Below are 17,696 nucleotides of genomic sequence, written 5' to 3' on the forward strand. Positions count from 1 at the left end.
AGTAACGGGGGGGAAGTTCCCGCTAGGAAGCTTCGCCCGTCTGGCCTTCGCGGGCCAGTGCAGTGAGCCGGGAGACGGCGCGGAAGTACTTCTTCATGTATCCGCCGGCCATCATTTCCTTCGTGAACAGCTGGTCGAAAGGCACGCCGCTGGCCAGGATCGGCACGTCCTTGTCGTACAACCGGTCAGCGAGGACCACAAAGCGCAGGGCCACCGACTGCTCGGTGATGGTGTGCACGTTGTGCCAGGCAACGGCGTCGATTCCGTCAATCAGCTGGCGGTAGCGGCTGGGATGCACATTGCTGAGGTGGTTGACCAGGTCGGCAAAGTCATCTTCGCCCACGGTCTTGCCGTCGAACTCCGCGGCAATCCGCTCGGCCAGGCCGGCCTCGTCCAGCGGCGGCGGTGACTCCGGCAGGCCACGGTGGCGGTAATCCTCGCCGTCGATCCTCACGACGTCGAACTGGTCCGCCAGCACCTGGATCTCCCGCTGGAAGTCCACGGCCGCAAAGCGGCCCTCGCCCAGGGAACCAGGCAGGGTATTGGACGTGGCGGCAAGCTTGACGCCGGCGTCGGCCAGTTCCCGCATAAGACGGGACATCAGGACCGTGTCTCCGGGATCGTCGAGTTCGAACTCGTCGATGCAGACCAGCTTGTACTGCGAGAGCGCGTCAACTGTCTTGCGGAAGGACAGCGCTCCAACCAGGTTGGTGTACTCCACGAAGGTGCCGAAGGCCTTGGGGCCCTCCACCGCGTGGAAGAGCGAGGCGAGGAGGTGGGTCTTGCCCACGCCAAAGCCACCGTCCAGATAGAAACCGGCCTTGGTTTCGGGCTTCTTGGCACCGAAAAGCTTGCGGAAGCCGCTGGGAGCAGGTGTGTCCACGCTTGCGGCGAAGTCGCGCATCGCTGCGACGGCCTCGGCCTGCGAAGGCTGGGACGGATCGGGAATGTAGCTGTCGAAGGAGACTTCCCCGAACCTCGGCGAGGGGAAGAATCCCTGCAGGAGTTCGTCCGTGGAAACCTGGGGAGTCCGCTTTGTCAGCTGCTCCACTTGTCCTGCTGCGCCCAAACCATCCATCCGATTCTGCTAGGGGTACCGGCATTTGCTGCCGTAGCAACGATACGCCACTGCGGCGGGTGAGCAGTGCCCAAGGAAGTTTTAGGACGCGCACATCGTTAGGCTTGGTAGTAAACCCGACGTCGTACCCAAAGGGGACCACCCATGCCGCTGCCCGCAGATCCGAATCCGAAGTTCGCCGACTATGCCCATCCCGAGAGGCTTGTGTCCACCGAATGGCTGGCCGAGAACCTGGGCACGCCCGGACTGGTGGTGCTGGAGTCAAACGAGGACATCCTGCTCTACGAGACGGGCCACATTCCCGGCTCCCGCAAGATCGACTGGCACACCGACCTCAACGACGCCGACACGCGTGACTTCGTTGACGGATCGGCGTTCGCGAAGCTTATGGGCGAGAAGGGTGTCAGCCGTGAATCCACCGTGGTGATTTACGGCGACAAGAGCAACTGGTGGGCAGCTTATGCCCTCTGGGTCTTCACCCTCTTCGGCCACGAGGACGTCCGCCTGCTCGACGGCGGCCGGGACAAGTGGATCGCCGAGGGCCGGGAGATGACCACGGACAAGCCTGTAGTCACCGCTACCGACTATCCCGTCGTCGAACGCCGGGACGAGCCCGTGCGCGCCTACCTTCCCGATGTCCTCGCGCACCTTGGCAACGGCCCGCTGATCGACGTCCGCTCCCCCGCCGAGTACACCGGCGAACGGACCCACATGCCCGACTACGTCGATGAGGGCGCCATGAAGGGCGGGCACATTCCCACCGCCGTGTCCGTTCCCTGGGGCAAAGCCGCCGCTGAAGACGGTACATTCCGCAGCCGCAGCGAACTGGACTCGCTGTACGGCGGAGAAGCAGGCCTGAAAACCGGCGACGACGTCGTTGCCTACTGTCGGATCGGGGAGCGTTCCAGCCATACTTGGTTTGTCCTCAAGCACCTTCTCGGCTTTGAGTCAGTACGAAACTACGACGGCTCCTGGACCGAATGGGGCAACGCTGTGCGGGTACCGATCGTCCGCGGCTCCGAGCCCGGTGCGGCCCCGGCCAAGCGCTAAGTCCTCCCGTCATCCCAAGCGAAAGCACAGAGAATCAATGAGCACCACTTCCCCATCCGCAGCCGTACCGGCCCAGCTTCAGGAAATTGTTGACGATTTCCAGGCGATGACCGAACCCGAGCGGCTTGAACTGCTGCTGGAGTTCTCCCGCTCGCTGCCCGATCTGCCTGCCCGCCTGGCTGATCATCCGGAACTGCTCGAACAGGTCGTAGAGTGCCAGTCGCCCCTGTTCCTGACCGTCGAGGTGGGCAGCTCCCAGGACCAGCCGGTGGAACTGTTCTTCTCGGCACCCCCTGAGGCTCCGACCACCCGGGGGTTTGCGGGCGTTCTGCATGAGGGACTCAACGGGCTCCCCGCTGCTGAAATCCTGGCAGTTCCCGCGGACGTACCGGACCGGCTGGGCCTGACCCGTGCCATTACCCCGCTGCGGATGCGGGGGATGTCGGCGATGCTCGGCCGGATCAAGCGGAAGGTCGCCGAGCAGGTTCCGGCCGGCACCCTGACCGCCGCCACGGGTTCGGGGAACTAGGCCATGGCCGGCGGCCGCAGGAAGGGCGGGCACGGTGCAACTCCGGCTACGGCTGCCCTGGATGCCGCCGGCGTCACCTACCGGACCCTGAGTTACCAACACGACGCGTCAACGCCGTCGTACGGTCTGGAGGCCGCGGAGAAGCTGGGTGTTCCGCCCGAGGCCGTTTACAAGACCCTCATGGTGGCGCTGGAACACCGGCTGGCAGTTGCCATGGTGCCCGTTGCTGCGACGCTGGACCTGAAGAAAGTCGCGTCCATGTTTGGGATGCGGAAGGCGTCCATGGCGGACCGCGCCGAGGCGGAGAGGCGCACCGGCTACGTCGTCGGCGGAATCTCTCCGCTGGGGCAGCGGCACCACTCCCCTGCGGTCATCGATTCCAGCGCCGAGCTGCTGGACCTGATTTATGTGTCCGGCGGACGGCGAGGGTTCGAGATTGAGCTCTCTCCGTTCGATCTCATCCGCCTGACTGAAGCGCAGACCGGGCCGATCGCGGTCTACAAGGACTAGCCGGACTTTCCGGACTTTCCGGACTTTCCGGACTTCCGGACGGCACTGCAATGCTGGTGCGGCCGGTGCGGCGTGCTGCACCGGCCGCACTGCCATTAGCCGCGTACTTTTCGGATGAACTGCTCGGTGCGTTCCCGGAGTTTGCGGATGCGCTCAGCCTTGACCAGTTCCGGGTCCGGATGAATCGGATTGGGAAGAACGTCCATCCGGACGTTGCGGGAGCAGCTGAAGGCACTGTGGATCAGGGTTCCCACCGAGTTGCCGTTCTTTCCTGCGGATCCGGCCTTCGGCGCCACGAATAGATAGACGTCGTCGTTGTCTTCGAGGTCCTCGCACAGCGCACACATCGCCTTCCGCCCTGCGGACACGAGTTCCGGCGCACGGAGGAGAATGGTCACGGGTTTCCCTGCGGATTCCGTGACGAGGTAGGAGCGCTGCGGCATCTTGTGGTCGCGCCAGCCGAACTGGTCGATATTCTCCCAGTCGATCTCGTCGAAGTCAGCGGGGAAGTTCACGGCAGCGGTCTGCGACTTGCTGGCGTTGATGAAGGATTTGCGGATGGCAGCTTGGGTCAGGGCTTTCATGTTTCAGAGCTTTCGTTTCGATTCGGCCCGACGAGCATGAGAGCTCGGCACGGGGCGCTGGTCTTCGGGTCCGGGGCGCGACGCCACGGGACTGCGAGACGCCACGGGACTGCAAGTTGGTCGCAGTGCTGGCGGCAGTTCTGGAGCTCGGGGCTGAAAGCCGGTTTGAATGCCGTTCAACGGCAAGGCGACATGTTTTATCGCAGCCTGACGGGCACGTTCGTGGCTTTCAGTGGTTCCCGCGGATAGTCCAGGGGCAGCGTGGGTGCGCGCTAGGCGCGAGGCGCACAGCAGGGCCTGAGGCCCACCAACCCCTCCGCCGCACTAACGCGGCTGGATACCGAAACGATCATGCGGAAAAGCGTAACAGCTCCCCCGTTAGTGCCCACAAACCGCCGCCCCCGGCAACGGGGGTGAAACCGAGATATAGGTGTGGCCGGTGGGTGTGGTGATACTCACCGCGTGCCGGGGCTGGGCTGGCTCGGGTACAGCTTCGGGCCGCTGTTGCGGCTGGAGCGGCTGGAGCGGCTGTTGCCGATGGAGGGTGGTGGAGTTCCAGGCGGGTGCTTGTTTGGCGTGGTTGCATGCTTCGCAGAGTCCCTGCCCGTTGGTGTAGGTGGTGGGGCCGCCGTCCGCATGAGGCTGGATGTGGTCGATGTGGCGGATCGGTGCATCGCACCAGGGTGTGCGGCAGGTTTGGTCCCGGGTCCGGATGAGTCTGGCCAGCCCCGGCGGGAACGCCCGGGCCCGGGATTCCATCGCGGCCAGTTCGCCCGAGACCGGATCCAGGTACAGCCGCCGCAGCGTCACCAAATCCGCCTGTTCCGGACCACTGGGCTCGCCTGTCTGGGGGCCGTTGCCGTGCCCTGCTGCGGTCTGGTGCGAACTGTTGCTGTTTCTGGGTGGGGCCTGAGGACTGCTGCTGTTTTCGAGTGGGGTCTGGGGACTGCCGCTTCCGAGCGGACTGCGAGGGCTGCGAGGGCTGCTGCTACTTCCCTGAGGACTCCTGGCATTTCCGAACGGGCCGCGAGGGATGTTGCTGTGTCCTGGCGGGTTGGTCAGGGCTCTGCTGATCAGTTCCCTGGCCCAGCGGCCCGGGACGGTCCCGTAGCCGGGGAAGTATGCCGGCTCGTCCGGTCCCGACTGGCGGAACAGCGACCGGTCCGTGAGAACCAGCTGCACCTCCACCGGCACCCGGTCTGCACTGGCCTGCCCGGTGACGCGTTCAACCAGGGTGTCGGCCATGATCTGCCCGCGCCCGCGCTCATCACCGGCAGCCCGCAACCCATCCGCTGCCCGGGATAACGCCGCATACACGGCCACTCCTTGCGCAACCGGGAGCAGCGCGCTCAGGTAGGACATAGTGTCAGGGGCCGGACGGCAGGACACGTACCGGTCTGCCACAGCCTTGGCGTTGCGCGCCACCTGGGAAGCCTGATCCAGGGCCTGGGTGATGGTCCGGATCCGGGCGATCAACCGCCGGTCACCCAGCCCTTCGAGCTTGGCCGGGTCCTTGCAGATCAGCTCATCGACCCGGTGCCGGTCCTCGACATCCAGGCACGCAGTTTCCCGGACCAGCAGGGTTGCCCGCCATTCACTGAGCACCCCGGCCGAGAGCGCTGCCAGGGTGTAGGGCATTTCGTGGACCAGAGCCTTGCCCAGTCCCAGTAACCGGCTACCGCGGTGCGGGGAATCCCGCCGTGCCAGCGCGACCTGCGCCCCGATCCCACGGCCCAGCTCATCCGCCGGCACGCCGGCACGGGACTGCGCGCGTCTCTGCGAAGCATCAAACGCAGCCGCAGCCCGCGCCTGCACCGCCGCAGCAGCAGACTTCAGTTCCTCCAACACGCGCATCAAATCAATCAGCTCTGAATCGGCACCCTGGGGAATGCCGGCTTCTGCGAGCGCTGCGGAGAAGGCTCGAATGCTTCCTGCCGAGACTGACCGGAGGCGAGGAACGTCAAAAGGATCTGTCAGGTCGTGGAGGGTACGCCGGTCCGTGGGCTCATCAAGGGTACATCCACAGCGCGCGGTCTCGTGGTGTGTGCGTCCTGTCCGGGAAAGCTTGTCGTGGGCATTCCCAGGACAGGAGAGGTCTCGACTGTCACCAAACCGGCCCAATACGTCCCAGGCACACTCGTCTGGTTCAGCCACGGCGGCTGAGCGGTCAAGCGTATCGCTTGAACCGCCTACATCCACCCTCGTAGATTCGAACATGTGTTCGAGTCTACGCATCCGCCGGAATGTCGACTAGAGCGAATCTACTGGTTCCAATACGCGCTTCACCCAGCCTGAAACTCGCAAAGTCCCGCGGTTGCCAACCCTCCGGCATGGGGAAGAGAACCTGACGGAGTTGGGGATTACTCATCGGATCTTTGGCGTGCTTTGGAGTTGTGCAGGACTAGAGCGGGCCTCGTCGTGGACCAGCGCGGGGCTTAGACGGTGACCGCAGGGGCGTGGGTCGGGGCCCAGCGGCCGCAACCCGTTCGTCCTATCCCGACTTCCCCACCCGGGCCGCTGCCGTAAGCGCGGCGGCGGCCATGAAGCCAAGCACCGGCAGCACGCTCCATCCGGCAGAAAGAAAGGAAAACGTCCCCACATACGCGGCGAGAGCCATCACGCCAGTGGCCACGGTGAGAGTCTCCCTAGTACGAACGGCCAGCGCCAACAGAGCCACGCCATAGACTCCGCTGAAACTGCTGCCTCCCAGCGGGGGCCCCAGGAGAACCGCAGCAAAACCCAACAATGCAAGCGCACCCCGCTGGCGGCGCAGTTTCAACCGGCTTTCAGTGCGGGCGACAAAGAAGTATGCGCAGAAGATCAGAGCTGCAGGCACAAGGAACGGTACGAGAATGCTGAGCGTGTACAGCTCCCCCGGCAGGAGCATGGACAGGTCAAGCGGCTCCCACGGCGGCGTGAATCCGCCGTTCCCACTCAATTCGCAGAGCAGCGCCAGAACTGCCCCGGCGCCGACTGCGCACAAGAGCGATACGCCGGCAGCAGCATCGGCTGCCCTCACCGCGTCTCCGAGGTCCACGCCTACTGGGCTGCGTTCCGCCCTGGCCTGTGTTTCCCCCATAGGATTCTGCCCCACCAGTTCCCCCTATATCCCTCATGCCGGGGTCCAGTCCGAAAACCCCGCTCAGGCACTAGCCGCCTACGGGCGCAATCTAGCACGGGCTCAACACAGGACAAGCTCAACACAGGACAGGCCAAACTAAGGGGCCCGACGGCGGCACTATCGATACGGGGTAAGGGCCGGGTTTCGCTCTCCCGACCGCAACCGAGCCCATGAGGACAACGGGACCCCCGGATAACCGGCTCCGGGGAACCGAAACGCCGGGAACCGAGGCACCCGGGCACCGCGCCAACAAGGACCCCGGCCACCCTGACACCGCTTACCAGAACACGAAAAGGCTTCTGCCCTCAAAGACCTGCAACAAGGAACACCAGCGCCAGCAGGGCCGGGACCGCCTGGATCATCGCCGGCCGCAGCATCCGGGAGTCCTTCAGCAGCAGGACCGCACCGGCAAGCACCATGGATGCCGTGGCAAACCCCACGAGCGTGGCCCCGACCGGAACGCTGCCCATTCCAAGCAGGACGACGCCGATCACCGCGCCCACAGCAAGGAACAGGTTGTAGAAACCCTGGTTGTAGGCGAGCGCCTGCGTGTGGGCGGCCTGTTCGTTGTTCGGGATCCGGAAAAGAACCATTGTCGCCGGAGCTGTCCAGCGGATCGACTCCAGGACAAAGATGTACACGTGGATAGCCGCCGCTATGAGAGCGAAGACCGAGGCAACTGCAAGCATGGTTCCTCCCTAGGCCGCCACCGGCAGTGGCTCCTCCCATGCTGGCACCGCTTCCCCTCCCCTACAACGGACCAGCCCTACAATGGAACGCCCTTCGCCGGCAGCGCCGAAGGCCGCGGCAGGGTCACCCCCGTAAACGACCACACAGCCCCAGCTCAGTTACCGGTGCTCAGACGGCCTGCGGGTGCGACCAAGGGCCGAGTGCAGCCATCCGGCCACGGTGTCCTCCCACCTGGCAGGGTCAACGTTGTATTCACGGGTATGCCCGCCCTGCGGGAACCGTGCGAACGTCACCAGGTCCGGGTTCTTCTCTGCCAGGTCGGCAGACGGCCCCACCGGAACGAACTCGTCCCGCTCACTGTGCACGATCAGCACCGGCGTCCGGATTTCCTCTGCCCGCGAGACCCAGTCCATGCTCCGCAAATCCAGCGGCGCGGCAAGGCCGGTCAGCGTGCGCCCGGCAGCGTTGGAGATCAGCCACTGTCCCAGCCGCCCAACCTGTGCCGGAATCCGGTTCAGCCGCGCGTGGTGGGCGAGGACCTCCACCCAGTTCACCACCGGCCCGTCGAGCACCAGGGCGCGGATGTGCCGGCTCAGCGGCGAGCGGTCAGCGGCCTGCAGGGCAATCGCCCCGCCCATGGACCAGCCGAAAAGCACGACGTCGCGTGCACCGTTCTCAAGTGCGTAGCGGATCGCTGCCTCGACGTCGTGCCACTCCGTGAGCCCCAGACCGTAGCGGCCGTCCGAGGCGTAGGGAGCTTCGCCGTCGTTGCGGTAGGAAATCAGCAGGCTCGTCAGGCCCGCCCGCCGGGCTGCTCCGAGTCCGCGGATGGTTTCGGTGCGCTGGGCGCCGCGGCCGTGCACCATGATGGCCCACGTTCCGTTGTCATCCAGCGAGCGCACCAGCCAGGCCGGTGCCTTCCCGTTTTCGACGTCGATCTCCACGTCTTCCTGCGGGAATCCTGCGGCGGACGGGGTGGGGTGCATGGCCCCGGACCACCAGCCCCGCACTGCGGTGGCGAGGTCACCGGAGTACACGTGTTCGACGTCGCGCTGCACGGTTCCTTCGCGGGGCACGTAGGAACGGATCTGGCCGATCCGGGCGTGTCCGGCACCGCGGTCCCAGTACAGGCCGTACGTGCCGGGGACCGTGGTGTCCTCGTTCGCGGGCAGGATGACCTGCAGCCCATGGGGGGAGTCAATGACGGCGAGGATCTCCAGGTTCTCGTCCCGCTCCCTGCGCGGGGTGACGATCTGCCGGGCGAAGTACACAGCGAGGCCCGACGTCGCCGCCAGAACCGCGGTCGAGGCAGCAACGCCCATCCCGGCGCCGAATGCCGTCCACTTGACCCACGGTGCGGTCAGCGAAGAGGCGGAACCGGGTACCTCAGACTCAGAAAGAAGCATGTATTCATTCTTACCGACTTTCCCTCCGGGCCGGTAAACGGCGGGACCGGAGCGTTCCTTTTCCGGAGCCGGGAACAAAAGCTAGGCTGGCGGGATGAACGCAACGATCGTGGTGCTGACCGAAGAAACGCTCAACGAGGCCGACGCCCGCAACCTGGGTTATCTGGCGGAGGACAATGCGGTGCGGTTCGAGATCCTTGTGCCGGCCGACCCGGGACGGCACATGCTGGTGGATGTGCTGGACAACCTGAGCCTGCTGGACTTCGCGGCTGCGTACCGGAACATTGCCGGACCGCACCTGACCGCGAAGCAGGAGGTCAAGGCCGCTGAGCAGGAACTGGCGGAATCACTGGACCTGCTCCGCGGCCTGGGGTTCGACGCCGACGGCCGGGTTACCGGGGAGAATCCGGTTGAAGCCGTGGTTGAGGAAGCCAGGAGCTCGCAGGCGCAGCAGGTGGTGGTCATAACCACCCCGCATGCAGTCGAAGACACGTTCGGCACTGACTGGGCCAACGAAGCCCAGGACCGGCTGGGAGTTCCGGTGCTGCACCTGTACTCCGGTTCCACCTTCATTGGCGACTCGTAAAACCCGGAATCCCGGCACCGGGATTTATTAACCGGCCGCGGACGTTGTGGCCAGCATGAGCACTACAGGAACTAACAGTGAGGCGGCTATGAACAGCAAGGACACCGGCACGCAGGTTCCGGTCCAGAAGTCCGACGACGAGTGGCGCCGCGAACTGACCCCGGCTGAGTACCAGGTACTCCGCCAGGCGGGCACGGAGCGCCCCTACACCGGGGAATACTGGGACACCAAGACCGAAGGCGTCTACGCCTGCCGGGCATGCGGAGCTGAACTGTTCACCAGCAGTGAGAAGTTCGATTCGCACTGCGGATGGCCGTCCTTCTTCGCGCCCCTGGCCGAAGGCAAGGTCCGCTACCTGCACGACCGCAGCATGGGAATGGACCGGATCGAAGTCCGCTGCGCCAACTGCGACTCCCACATGGGGCACCTCTTTGAAGGTGAGGGCTTCGACACCCCCACCGACCAGCGCTACTGCATCAACTCGGTTTCAATAAAGCTGGTCCCCAAGACCGACGGGAACTGAGCCCCCGCAGGGCATCTGGCCACCGGCCATTGTGCCCCCCGGAAGCCCGCCGTACGCTCGAATAACGGTCAAACACGTTATCGGACAGACGTATGGCGGGCTTTTTGCGTGCCGCTGTCCGAACAGCCAGGGAGCTGCAATGGGAACAGACCAATACCACGAACCACCCTCCGAACTTTCCGCCGAAACACGCACTTTCGCCCGGATGTGCGCCAGCCTGAGCGAAGAGGCTGAAGCGATCGGCTGGTACGTGCAGCGCATCTCCGTGGAGCCCGACGCCGATTCCCGGGCCATCATGGAGGACTCCCTCGGCGAGGAGTTCAAGCATTTTTCAATGGAGCTTGAATTCCTGCTCCGGAAGACCCCCGAATGGCGGGAAATGGCCCGCGGGATTCTCTTTACCGACGGGGACATTGTCGCCCACGGTGAGGCCTCCGAGGCTGCAGCAACCCAGGACGAATAGCAGCTGTAGCTTCCACCACGCCGATACCCGGGAGGTGCATGAGTTTGGCACGGCCTACCATTCTGGACCGGTTCCGGCCCGTGGGTGCTCCGGGTCCCTCCGGCCCTGCGGGCGTTCCGTCTGCTGACCATGAGGGCACGGACGCGGAACTGCTTCCTGTCTTTGCCGCCCTCAAACCCGATGTCGACGCAGCCCGGCAACAGACAGAAGACGCAGCCGGACAGGCACGCCGCCAGCTGGCCGAGGCACGGCGGCAGGCCGACGCTGAGGTATCCCAGGCACGGCTGGACTCCGGAGCCGTCCGCGCCAAAGCCGCCGAAGAAGTCACCCAGCAGGCAGCAGCCCGGGAAAAGGAGCTGCTGACACAGGCCCAAAACCGGGCAGAACAGATCCGCGGCGCCGCCCGGGGCCGGATCCCCCGGCTGGCCGCGGAAATCGCCGGTTCCATCGTTTCCGAATACCTGGACGGGCCGGGCAGCCACGCAGGAAACCCCGAACATCGGACGGAGAATCTGTGAGGTCCGACTGGGTGGCAGCAACTGTGCGCGCCAAGGCCATGGCGCGCAGGCGTGCCGGGGCCGGTCTGTGCCGTGAAGCCGCTGCCCTTACCTCACTTCCGCAGGCACTGGAGCTCCTGGAGCAGACGGCCTACGCATCCGAGCTTGCCGGAAGCAGGAACCTGGCGGAAGCACAGCACGCCACCCGGCGCAGCGTTCTGTGGCAGCTGCGGGTCCTGGCCGGGTGGCTGCCCGTTGCCGGAGCACGGATGGTCCGGGCAGCGGGCGCCGCGTTTGAACTCGCAAACATCTCAGTCCTTGCCCGCAGGCTGCAGGAGGCTGCAGACGCCGGTGCGGAAGGATCCCTGCACCGCAGTGTTCCGCTGCCGGAGTACTTTGAACTCGGCGGGCTCGCCACAGCCTGGCCCCGCCTCTCGCAGGCAGGCAGCAGCACTGAACTCACCGATCTGCTGCGCACCAGCCCCTGGGGAGACCCCGGGCCTGCCCAGGACTTTGCCGACACGCTGACAGTGGTCTGGATCCGCCGGCTCGCTGCGGCCGCCCCGCAGACACGCAGCTGGATGGTGGCCGGAGCTGTTCTGATCGCAGCGCGCAGGGTGCTGCTGGCTCCGGGACCCGGACGCCACGGCGCCCAGGACACCGGAAACCGGCTGCATATGCTGCTTCAGCCGCTGCTGGGCGGCACCTGGGCGGAGGCGGACGACGTCGCGTCCTTCAGGGCAGCACTGCCGGCCGCTGCCGCGCCGGTACTGGAGGGCGTCGAGGATCCCTCCGGTCTCTGGCGTGCCGAAGCGTCACTGCGGGCACGGGTTGAAGAAGACGGGTTCCGGCTGCTGCGCTCGGGCCTGCCGGGTCCGGATGTGGCGGTTGGAGCAGCAGCTGTGCTGGCCGTGGATGCCTGGCGGGTCCGCGCGGCCCTGGCTGCTGCAGCTTCCGGCGGCGGAAGCGAGGTACTGGATGCAGTGGCGTGAGACCCTCAGCCCGATCCGGATGGATCGTGTAGCCGTTATCCTTCCGGCCAACCGGTCCCGTGAAGCACTCGCCCGGGTAGCCCGCAGCTCCGCCGTCGAACTGGATCTGCCCTACACCCCCGGGGACGGACCGGAGGAGCTGGACCGGGCTTCCGAGGCTGCCGTGGAGAACGGGCCGGTTTCCGGACTCGTCGGGTGGGCTCCCTCCCGCAGGGTTCATGAACTCCAGACGGCGCTGAAGCCCCTGGGCGGCGGCGTCGTGCCCCTGAAGGCTCCCCGCGGCGTCCAGCCGCCTACCCTGCTGACCGGCAACGAACGCAGGACCCGGCAGGCGCCGCGGCTCTCCCGCCTGCTGGTGGACACCTACACCACCGTCCCGTATGCCGACGTTGACCCGGCCCGCCTCGCCGGACTCGCCTATGTGGTGATGTTCGGCATTATGTTCGGCGACGCCGGGCAGGGACTGCTGCTGGTACTGGCCGGACTGATCGTCCGGTCCGGGCGGATAGCCAGGATCCGCCGGTTCCAGAAGACCTGGCTGTTCATTTTTGGTGCCGGGCTGGCTGCCGTGTTTTTCGGTGTGCTGTACGGCGAGTTCTTTGGACCGACCGGCGTCATCCCGGTGCTCTGGCTGGAACCGCTGGAGAACCCCATACCCCTGCTGATCGCAGCGGTGATCTTCGGGGCCGTGCTGCTGGCCTTCGCCTTCACGATCGGCACGATCAACCGTGTCCGTGAGGGCGGCTGGGGCTATGCCCTTTATGCCCGGACCGGACTGGCCGGAGCGCTGCTCTTCCTCGCCGTCGGAATGCTGGCCGGAGGGCTGGTGGCAGGCTGGAGCGCCATGGTCATCGCCGCGGCCGTACTGGCCGCAGTGGCGCTGGTCCTGATCTTCACGGGGCTGTTCGTCGAAGCCGGGGGCGGTGGCACCGGCACCATGCAGGCGTCGGTTGAGCTGGTGGACACCGTGATCCAGCTGGCGTCCAACCTTGTCTCCTTCACCCGTCTGGCCGCCTTCGGCCTCACCCACGCAGCCCTGCTCTCAATCGTCTGGCAGGGCACCACCGCCTTGTGGCACCCGGACTGGCGGGCCGTACTGGCCGTACTCGTGTTCCTGGTCGGCAACGTCATCACGTTCGCACTCGAAGGACTCGTCGCGGCCATCCAGGCTCTCCGGCTGGAGTACTACGAGCTGTTTTCCCGCATCTTCACCGACGAAGGCCGTCCGTTCAAACCCTGGAGTCCCCAGCTGCCGGAGTCCCTGGCATCCGGTTCGCCCACCACCGAAAGGCAAACGCCATGAACCCCTGGTTTGCCGGCATACCCCTGGCACTGATCATCACCGTCCTGCTGGCCGGAGGCGCGCTGTGGCTGCTGCGCCGGCGGCGCGGGGCCGGCATCAAGGTAATGCTCGGCGTAAACGGCCTGATCATGGCCGGCGCCCTGGCTCTGCTGGCCGCGGCGTTCGCCGCCGCTCCGGCCACTGCCTCAGGCGGAGCAGCGGAGACGGCGGTGTCCATGGCCACTGACGGGAGTGACAGCTCCAGCGCCGCATTGATTGGCGCCGCGATCGCCGTCGCCGGTTCCTCGATCGGGGCGGCAATTGCCGTGGCCTACACCGGCTCTGCTGCGCTCGCGGCCATGAGTGAACGCCCGGAGATCTTCGGCCGCGCCATGGTGGTGGTGGGCCTCGCGGAAGGCATCGCCATCTACGGGCTGATTATCTCCATCATCCTGATCGGCCAGGCATGAACGCCCCGGCAACCGTCGCAGCTCTGGGCGCGCCCGGGCTTCTGGCCGGCTATGAACTGGCAGGAGCACGGCTCATCCCGGCCTGGTCCGAGGAAGAGGTACAGGCAGCGTTCGAGCAGCTGCCGACAGACACCGCCGTCGTTATCCTCACCGCGGATGCCGCGGCCGCCCTGACCGGCAGACTGGATGATCCCGCTGCACCACTGACAGTGACGCTGCCCGCATGAGCAGCCTTCCCCGCAGCGCCGGACCCGCCCTGGAACCCATTCGGGAGGCAATCCGGGCGGACGCCGCAGCGCAGTCCGGGCGGATCCTGGACACAGCCGAACGCCAGGCGGCGGAGATCCGTCAGCGTGGACGGAGCGAGGCGGAGCAGATCCGCAGCCGGGCCGAAGCTGACGGCCGGGAGGCCGCCCGTGCCGAAGCGCAGCTGCGCTCCGCCCGTGCACGTAGGGCTGCCGGCGGCACCGTCCTGGCCGCTGAGGAAGAACTCCGCGGGGAACTGCGCAGGGAGGTCCTTGCCCAGGCAGCCGCCCTCAGGTCCGGTCCGCGCTACCCGGCACTCCTGGACGCGCTCCGCGACCAGGCCCGCGAGCTCCTTGGCCCGGACGCGCACGTGGTTGAGGCGCCGGCGGGCGGGGTCACGGCAACCCTGGGTTCGCGCAGTGTGGACCTTTCACTTCCGGCGCTCGCCGACGCAGCCCTGGAACGCCATGCCGGGGAGGTGCGCAGCCTGTGGCAGGAATAGAGGCAAACCAGACGCCCCCGCAGACGCAGCAGGGCGGTCCTGCTGGACGCATTCGGCGGGTCAGCGGCCCGCTGGTGGAAGTCACCGGCCTCCCGGACGTGTCCATGCTGGAACTGGTAGCGCTGGGACCTGAACGCATTTCGGCGGAGACGATTGCCGTCAACGGATCTGAAGCAACCCTCCAGGCCTATGAGTACACCGGGGGGCTCAAGGCCGGGGATACGGCGGAAGGTACGGGTCACCAGCTCTCTGCCCTGCTGGGACCGCATTTGCTGGGGCAGGTCTTCGACGGACTGCTCCGGCCTCTCTCCTCGGCCCCCATGTGGCTCAGCGCTGACCGGGAGGACTCCGCAGAGGACCGCCTGGTCCTTGACCGGCAGTGGAACTTTGAGCCCCAGGCGCCGGTGGGAAAGGCCGTGGGGCCGGGGCAGGTCCTGGGTGTTGTCCCCGATGCGGGCAGCGTCCCTTTCCTGGTAACGGTTCCGCCGGGCGTCGCCGGTGAACTCACGTGGCTGGGCAGCGGGCTGCTGCGGCCGCTGGAGAGAGCCGCCGTGGTGGGCGGAACGGAAGTCACCCTGGCCCAGCAATGGCCGGTGCACCGGCCCCGGCCCGTCGCCTCCCGGCTCTCGGATGCGGTACCCATGCATACGGGCCAGCGGGTGCTGGATTTGATGTTCCCGCTGCCCCGGGGTGCGGCGGCGGCCGTGCCGGGCGGGTTTGGTACGGGCAAGACACTGCTGCTGCAGCAGATTGCCAAATGGTCCGACGCCGATGTGATCGTTTACGTGGGCTGCGGCGAGCGCGGCAACGAGATGGCTGACGTCCTGGACGGGCTGAGCGGCCTGGAGGATCCGCGGACCGGCGGCGCGCTGCTGGACCGCACCGTAATCATCGCCAACACCTCCAACATGCCCATGATGGCGCGTGAAGCGAGCATCAACACCGGAGTCACGGTGGCGGAGTTCTTCCGAGACATGGGCTACCACGCCGTCGTGATCGCCGATTCAACCTCCCGCTGGGCCGAGGCCCTGAGGGAGTTCGCGAACCGCAACGGCGACCTGCCAGCGGAAGAAGGCTATCCCGCGTCGCTCGCCTCTGAACTCGCCGCGCTCTACGAGCGTGCCTCGCTTGCCGTCACTCTGGGCGGTTCAACGTCCTCGGTAACCGTCATTGGCGCCGTCTCCCCTCCGGGAGGGGACATGAGCGAACCGGTGACCACGGGAACCCAGCGGTTCGTGCGTTCGCTGTGGCAGCTTGACCGGGACCTGGCCTACTCCCGGCATTACCCGGCAGTGAGCTGGCGGGGGTCCTTCTCCCGGGACGCCGATGCACTGGGCCGGTGGCACGCAGCCAACGGCGACCCGGAATGGGCCACCCGCCGTGCCCGGGCCGGGCTGGTGCTGGCCGAAGCAGACCGTCTCACAGCCCTGGCGGAAATCATTGGCTCTGCATCCCTGCCAGCCCACGAACAGGTGGTTCTCCTTGGCGGCCGGCTCCTGCGAGACGGCGTCCTGGTCCAGAACGCCCTGAGCGCCAATGACGGCTACTCCTCCGCCGCCAAGGGATCGGCGCTGCTCCAGGCAGTGCTGGACACCATCGACACCTGCCAGGACCTGGTGGCCCACGGGGTTTCCGCCGCCGCCGTGGATTCGTTCGACTTTTCTCCGCTGCTGCGCCTGCGCGAGGCGGCCGGACCGTCCGACGCCGCTGGTGTTGCCGAGCGGGCCGCCGCCTTCCTGGCCGAACTGAAGGAGCTGCGATGACCTCCCCCAACCGGAACCTGGTTTCCTACCGGGACGTGCGCGAGCTCCGCGGTCCGCTGATGGTGGTGGGAGAGACCGATGGCGTGGGTTGGGACGAGTTTGCCAGCGTGGATGTTGAGGGCGGGACCGAACGCCACGCCCTGGTGCTGGAGGTTGACGGCGGGCAGGCCGTGCTGCAGGTCCTTGAGGGTACCGAGGGAATGCGGCTGGGAGGCATCTCAGTCAGGTTCCAGGGCCGGCCGCTGCACATTCCGGTGGGCTCCGGCTGGCTGGGCAGGGTCTGCAACGGACGCGGAGAACCGCTGGACGGCGGGCCGCCGGTGACCTCGGATACCGTGGAGCCGGTGAGCGGGTGGCCGCTGAACCCCGTCTACCGCATTCCCCCTAAAGAAGCGGTGATCACCGGCATTTCCGCCATTGATGCGCTCACCACACTGGTGCGGGGACAAAAGCTGCCCGTCTTTTCGGTAGCCGGCCTGCCCCATCTGACGCTGGCAACCCAGATCGCCGCGCAGTCACGGACCGGAGGACGGAACTTCCGTGTGGTCTTCGCGGCCATGGGAATGACCCACGCCGACATCGCCTATATCCGTGACCGGCTGGAAGAACGTTCGGCCGCCGGTGAACTGGTGCTGCTGCTCAACGCCGCAGATGATCCGGTGATTGAACGCATCCTGACCCCGCGCATCGCACTGACCATCGCTGAGCACCTCGCCTATGAGGAAGGCAGCGACGTGCTGGTGGTGATGAGCGATATGACCAGCTACGCCGAAGCCGTCCGCGAGGTCTCCGCTGCACGCAAGGAGATTCCGGCCCGGCGCGGGTATCCGGGTTACCTCTACAGCGACCTGGCCACCCTGTACGAACGCTGCGGCCGGGTACAGGGGCGGGAAGGCTCCGTCACGATCGTGCCGGTGCTGACCATGCCGTCAGGAGACATGACCCATCCCGTGCCGGACCTGACGGGTTACATCACCGAGGGGCAGATAGTGCTCTCGCCGGAGATCGATGCGCGGGGCATTTACCCGCCCGTAGACGTCCTGTCCTCCCTGTCCCGGCTCATGCGCAGCGGTGCCGGAAAGGGACGGACCCGGGAAGACCACCTCGATGTCGCAGCGCAGGTGCTGGCTGCCATGGCCCGGGCGCGGCAGGCCTCCGAGCTCGCTGAACTCGTTGGCGATGCCGCGCTGGGCGAGGCAGACCGCGCCTACATCCGGTTCCGGTCCGTGGTGGAGGAGAAACTGCTGAACCAGAGTGTGGATGAATACCGGTCCCTTGAACAGTCCCTCGGCCTGGCCTGGGAAGCACTGGGTGTGCTGCCGCGGCGTGAACTGAGCATGCTTTCACCCGAACTGCTGGACAGGTACCTGCCCGGCCCGATCGGCGGGGCACGGCTGTGAGGGC

At 66.4% G+C, this 17,696-nt stretch carries 20 protein-coding genes; 14 read left to right on the forward strand and 6 right to left on the reverse strand.

The genetic code is table 11. From position 1 onward, the window contains the following. Positions 1-22 precede the first annotated feature (22 nt). Entirely contained in the window at positions 23-1,078 is a 1,056-nt protein-coding gene (gene zapE / locus AO716_RS13495; protein WP_055241540.1) for a cell division protein ZapE, read from the reverse strand. 144 nt (positions 1,079-1,222) lie between these two features. Between zapE and AO716_RS13500 the strand changes: the two genes are divergently transcribed. Genes AO716_RS13500 through ybaK form a run of 3 tightly spaced genes read left to right on the forward strand, consistent with a single transcriptional unit; the run spans position 1,223 to position 3,167 of the window. After that, complete coding sequence (locus AO716_RS13500; RefSeq protein ID WP_055241542.1) at positions 1,223-2,128, forward strand: sulfurtransferase; 906 nt, start codon at positions 1,223-1,225, stop codon at positions 2,126-2,128. A gap of 37 nt (positions 2,129-2,165) precedes the next feature. Then, positions 2,166-2,657: a SufE family protein gene (locus tag AO716_RS13505; RefSeq protein ID WP_055241544.1), complete on the forward strand. Its 492-nt coding sequence runs from the start codon at positions 2,166-2,168 to the stop codon at positions 2,655-2,657. A 3-nt stretch (positions 2,658-2,660) separates the two neighbouring features. Then, entirely contained in the window at positions 2,661-3,167 is a 507-nt protein-coding gene (ybaK, locus tag AO716_RS13510) for a Cys-tRNA(Pro) deacylase (RefSeq protein WP_055241546.1), read from the forward strand. Positions 3,168-3,262: 95 nt separating this feature from the next. Here ybaK and AO716_RS13515 read toward each other — a convergent pair whose 3' ends face one another. The 5 genes from AO716_RS13515 to AO716_RS13535 form a co-directional block, all read right to left on the reverse strand. Beyond that, positions 3,263-3,751 (reverse strand): FBP domain-containing protein, encoded by a 489-nt coding sequence (locus AO716_RS13515; RefSeq protein WP_055241548.1) that lies wholly within the window; start codon positions 3,749-3,751, stop codon positions 3,263-3,265. A 378-nt stretch (positions 3,752-4,129) separates the two neighbouring features. After that, positions 4,130-5,968, reverse strand: coding sequence for an HNH endonuclease (locus AO716_RS17750; protein WP_235472085.1), 1,839 nt, complete (start codon positions 5,966-5,968; stop codon positions 4,130-4,132). A 274-nt stretch (positions 5,969-6,242) separates the two neighbouring features. Then, the gene (locus AO716_RS13525) at positions 6,243-6,830 is read right to left on the reverse strand and encodes a hypothetical protein (protein WP_055241552.1); all 588 of its coding nucleotides are present in this window, start codon (positions 6,828-6,830) and stop codon (positions 6,243-6,245) included. 347 nt (positions 6,831-7,177) lie between these two features. Further along, positions 7,178-7,561 carry a DUF1304 domain-containing protein gene (locus AO716_RS13530; RefSeq protein WP_055241553.1) on the reverse strand — a complete coding sequence of 128 codons (384 nt, stop codon included), beginning with the start codon at positions 7,559-7,561 and terminating at the stop codon, positions 7,178-7,180. Positions 7,562-7,720: 159 nt separating this feature from the next. Next, positions 7,721-8,968 (reverse strand): alpha/beta hydrolase, encoded by a 1,248-nt coding sequence (locus tag AO716_RS13535; protein ID WP_055241555.1) that lies wholly within the window; start codon positions 8,966-8,968, stop codon positions 7,721-7,723. Between the two features lie 94 nt (positions 8,969-9,062). On the opposite strand from AO716_RS13535, the gene AO716_RS13540 reads away from it, so the two are divergent. The 11 genes from AO716_RS13540 (at position 9,063) to AO716_RS13590 (ending at position 17,692) form a co-directional block, all read left to right on the forward strand. Continuing rightward, positions 9,063-9,554 (forward strand): hypothetical protein, encoded by a 492-nt coding sequence (locus AO716_RS13540; RefSeq protein ID WP_055241557.1) that lies wholly within the window; start codon positions 9,063-9,065, stop codon positions 9,552-9,554. Between the two features lie 88 nt (positions 9,555-9,642). Continuing rightward, entirely contained in the window at positions 9,643-10,077 is a 435-nt protein-coding gene (gene msrB / locus AO716_RS13545; RefSeq protein WP_055241559.1) for a peptide-methionine (R)-S-oxide reductase MsrB, read from the forward strand. Positions 10,078-10,216: 139 nt separating this feature from the next. Beyond that, positions 10,217-10,540, forward strand: coding sequence for a hypothetical protein (locus tag AO716_RS13550; protein WP_055241561.1), 324 nt, complete (start codon positions 10,217-10,219; stop codon positions 10,538-10,540). A 44-nt stretch (positions 10,541-10,584) separates the two neighbouring features. Continuing rightward, positions 10,585-11,058, forward strand: a complete 474-nt coding sequence (locus tag AO716_RS13555; RefSeq protein WP_055241564.1) for a hypothetical protein — start codon at positions 10,585-10,587, stop codon at positions 11,056-11,058. Next, the gene (locus tag AO716_RS13560) at positions 11,055-12,029 is read left to right on the forward strand and encodes a V-type ATPase subunit (protein WP_055241566.1); all 975 of its coding nucleotides are present in this window, start codon (positions 11,055-11,057) and stop codon (positions 12,027-12,029) included. The genes AO716_RS13555 and AO716_RS13560 overlap by 4 nt, the downstream gene beginning before the upstream one ends. Then, complete coding sequence (locus AO716_RS13565; RefSeq protein ID WP_200907624.1) at positions 12,016-13,332, forward strand: V-type ATPase 116kDa subunit family protein; 1,317 nt, start codon at positions 12,016-12,018, stop codon at positions 13,330-13,332. Before AO716_RS13560 ends, AO716_RS13565 begins: the two co-directional genes overlap by 14 nt. After that, entirely contained in the window at positions 13,329-13,781 is a 453-nt protein-coding gene (locus AO716_RS13570) for an ATP synthase subunit C (protein ID WP_055241567.1), read from the forward strand. The genes AO716_RS13565 and AO716_RS13570 overlap by 4 nt, the downstream gene beginning before the upstream one ends. After that, the gene (locus tag AO716_RS13575) at positions 13,778-14,008 is read left to right on the forward strand and encodes a hypothetical protein (protein ID WP_055241569.1); all 231 of its coding nucleotides are present in this window, start codon (positions 13,778-13,780) and stop codon (positions 14,006-14,008) included. The genes AO716_RS13570 and AO716_RS13575 overlap by 4 nt, the downstream gene beginning before the upstream one ends. Beyond that, on the forward strand, positions 14,005-14,529 hold the full coding sequence (locus tag AO716_RS17600; protein ID WP_055241571.1) for a flagellar assembly protein FliH: 525 nt from the start codon (positions 14,005-14,007) through the stop codon (positions 14,527-14,529). Before AO716_RS13575 ends, AO716_RS17600 begins: the two co-directional genes overlap by 4 nt. Then, positions 14,517-16,292, forward strand: coding sequence for a V-type ATP synthase subunit A (locus tag AO716_RS13585; protein ID WP_055241573.1), 1,776 nt, complete (start codon positions 14,517-14,519; stop codon positions 16,290-16,292). Before AO716_RS17600 ends, AO716_RS13585 begins: the two co-directional genes overlap by 13 nt. Further along, the gene (locus tag AO716_RS13590) at positions 16,289-17,692 is read left to right on the forward strand and encodes a V-type ATP synthase subunit B (protein WP_055241575.1); all 1,404 of its coding nucleotides are present in this window, start codon (positions 16,289-16,291) and stop codon (positions 17,690-17,692) included. Before AO716_RS13585 ends, AO716_RS13590 begins: the two co-directional genes overlap by 4 nt. Positions 17,693-17,696 lie beyond the last annotated feature (4 nt).

The organism is Arthrobacter sp. Edens01 (assembly GCF_001307035.1).
In the GTDB taxonomy this organism is placed as follows: domain Bacteria; phylum Actinomycetota; class Actinomycetes; order Actinomycetales; family Micrococcaceae; genus Arthrobacter_B.

What these genes read in the sequence shown, in the direction of transcription:
- zapE (WP_055241540.1), bottom strand. Translation starts at nt 1,078, where the DNA reads ATGGATGGTTTGGGCGCAGCAGGACAAGTGGAGCAGCTGACAAAGCGG.
- AO716_RS13500 (WP_055241542.1), top strand. Translation starts at nt 1,223, where the DNA reads ATGCCGCTGCCCGCAGATCCGAATCCGAAGTTCGCCGACTATGCCCAT.
- AO716_RS13505 (WP_055241544.1), top strand. Translation starts at nt 2,166, where the DNA reads ATGAGCACCACTTCCCCATCCGCAGCCGTACCGGCCCAGCTTCAGGAA.
- ybaK (WP_055241546.1), top strand. Translation starts at nt 2,661, where the DNA reads ATGGCCGGCGGCCGCAGGAAGGGCGGGCACGGTGCAACTCCGGCTACG.
- AO716_RS13515 (WP_055241548.1), bottom strand. Translation starts at nt 3,751, where the DNA reads ATGAAAGCCCTGACCCAAGCTGCCATCCGCAAATCCTTCATCAACGCC.
- AO716_RS17750 (WP_235472085.1), bottom strand. Translation starts at nt 5,968, where the DNA reads ATGTTCGAATCTACGAGGGTGGATGTAGGCGGTTCAAGCGATACGCTT.
- AO716_RS13525 (WP_055241552.1), bottom strand. Translation starts at nt 6,830, where the DNA reads ATGGGGGAAACACAGGCCAGGGCGGAACGCAGCCCAGTAGGCGTGGAC.
- AO716_RS13530 (WP_055241553.1), bottom strand. Translation starts at nt 7,561, where the DNA reads ATGCTTGCAGTTGCCTCGGTCTTCGCTCTCATAGCGGCGGCTATCCAC.
- AO716_RS13535 (WP_055241555.1), bottom strand. Translation starts at nt 8,968, where the DNA reads ATGCTTCTTTCTGAGTCTGAGGTACCCGGTTCCGCCTCTTCGCTGACC.
- AO716_RS13540 (WP_055241557.1), top strand. Translation starts at nt 9,063, where the DNA reads ATGAACGCAACGATCGTGGTGCTGACCGAAGAAACGCTCAACGAGGCC.
- msrB (WP_055241559.1), top strand. Translation starts at nt 9,643, where the DNA reads ATGAACAGCAAGGACACCGGCACGCAGGTTCCGGTCCAGAAGTCCGAC.
- AO716_RS13550 (WP_055241561.1), top strand. Translation starts at nt 10,217, where the DNA reads ATGGGAACAGACCAATACCACGAACCACCCTCCGAACTTTCCGCCGAA.
- AO716_RS13565 (WP_200907624.1), top strand. Translation starts at nt 12,016, where the DNA reads ATGCAGTGGCGTGAGACCCTCAGCCCGATCCGGATGGATCGTGTAGCC.
- AO716_RS13570 (WP_055241567.1), top strand. Translation starts at nt 13,329, where the DNA reads ATGAACCCCTGGTTTGCCGGCATACCCCTGGCACTGATCATCACCGTC.
- AO716_RS13575 (WP_055241569.1), top strand. Translation starts at nt 13,778, where the DNA reads ATGAACGCCCCGGCAACCGTCGCAGCTCTGGGCGCGCCCGGGCTTCTG.
- AO716_RS17600 (WP_055241571.1), top strand. Translation starts at nt 14,005, where the DNA reads ATGAGCAGCCTTCCCCGCAGCGCCGGACCCGCCCTGGAACCCATTCGG.
- AO716_RS13590 (WP_055241575.1), top strand. Translation starts at nt 16,289, where the DNA reads ATGACCTCCCCCAACCGGAACCTGGTTTCCTACCGGGACGTGCGCGAG.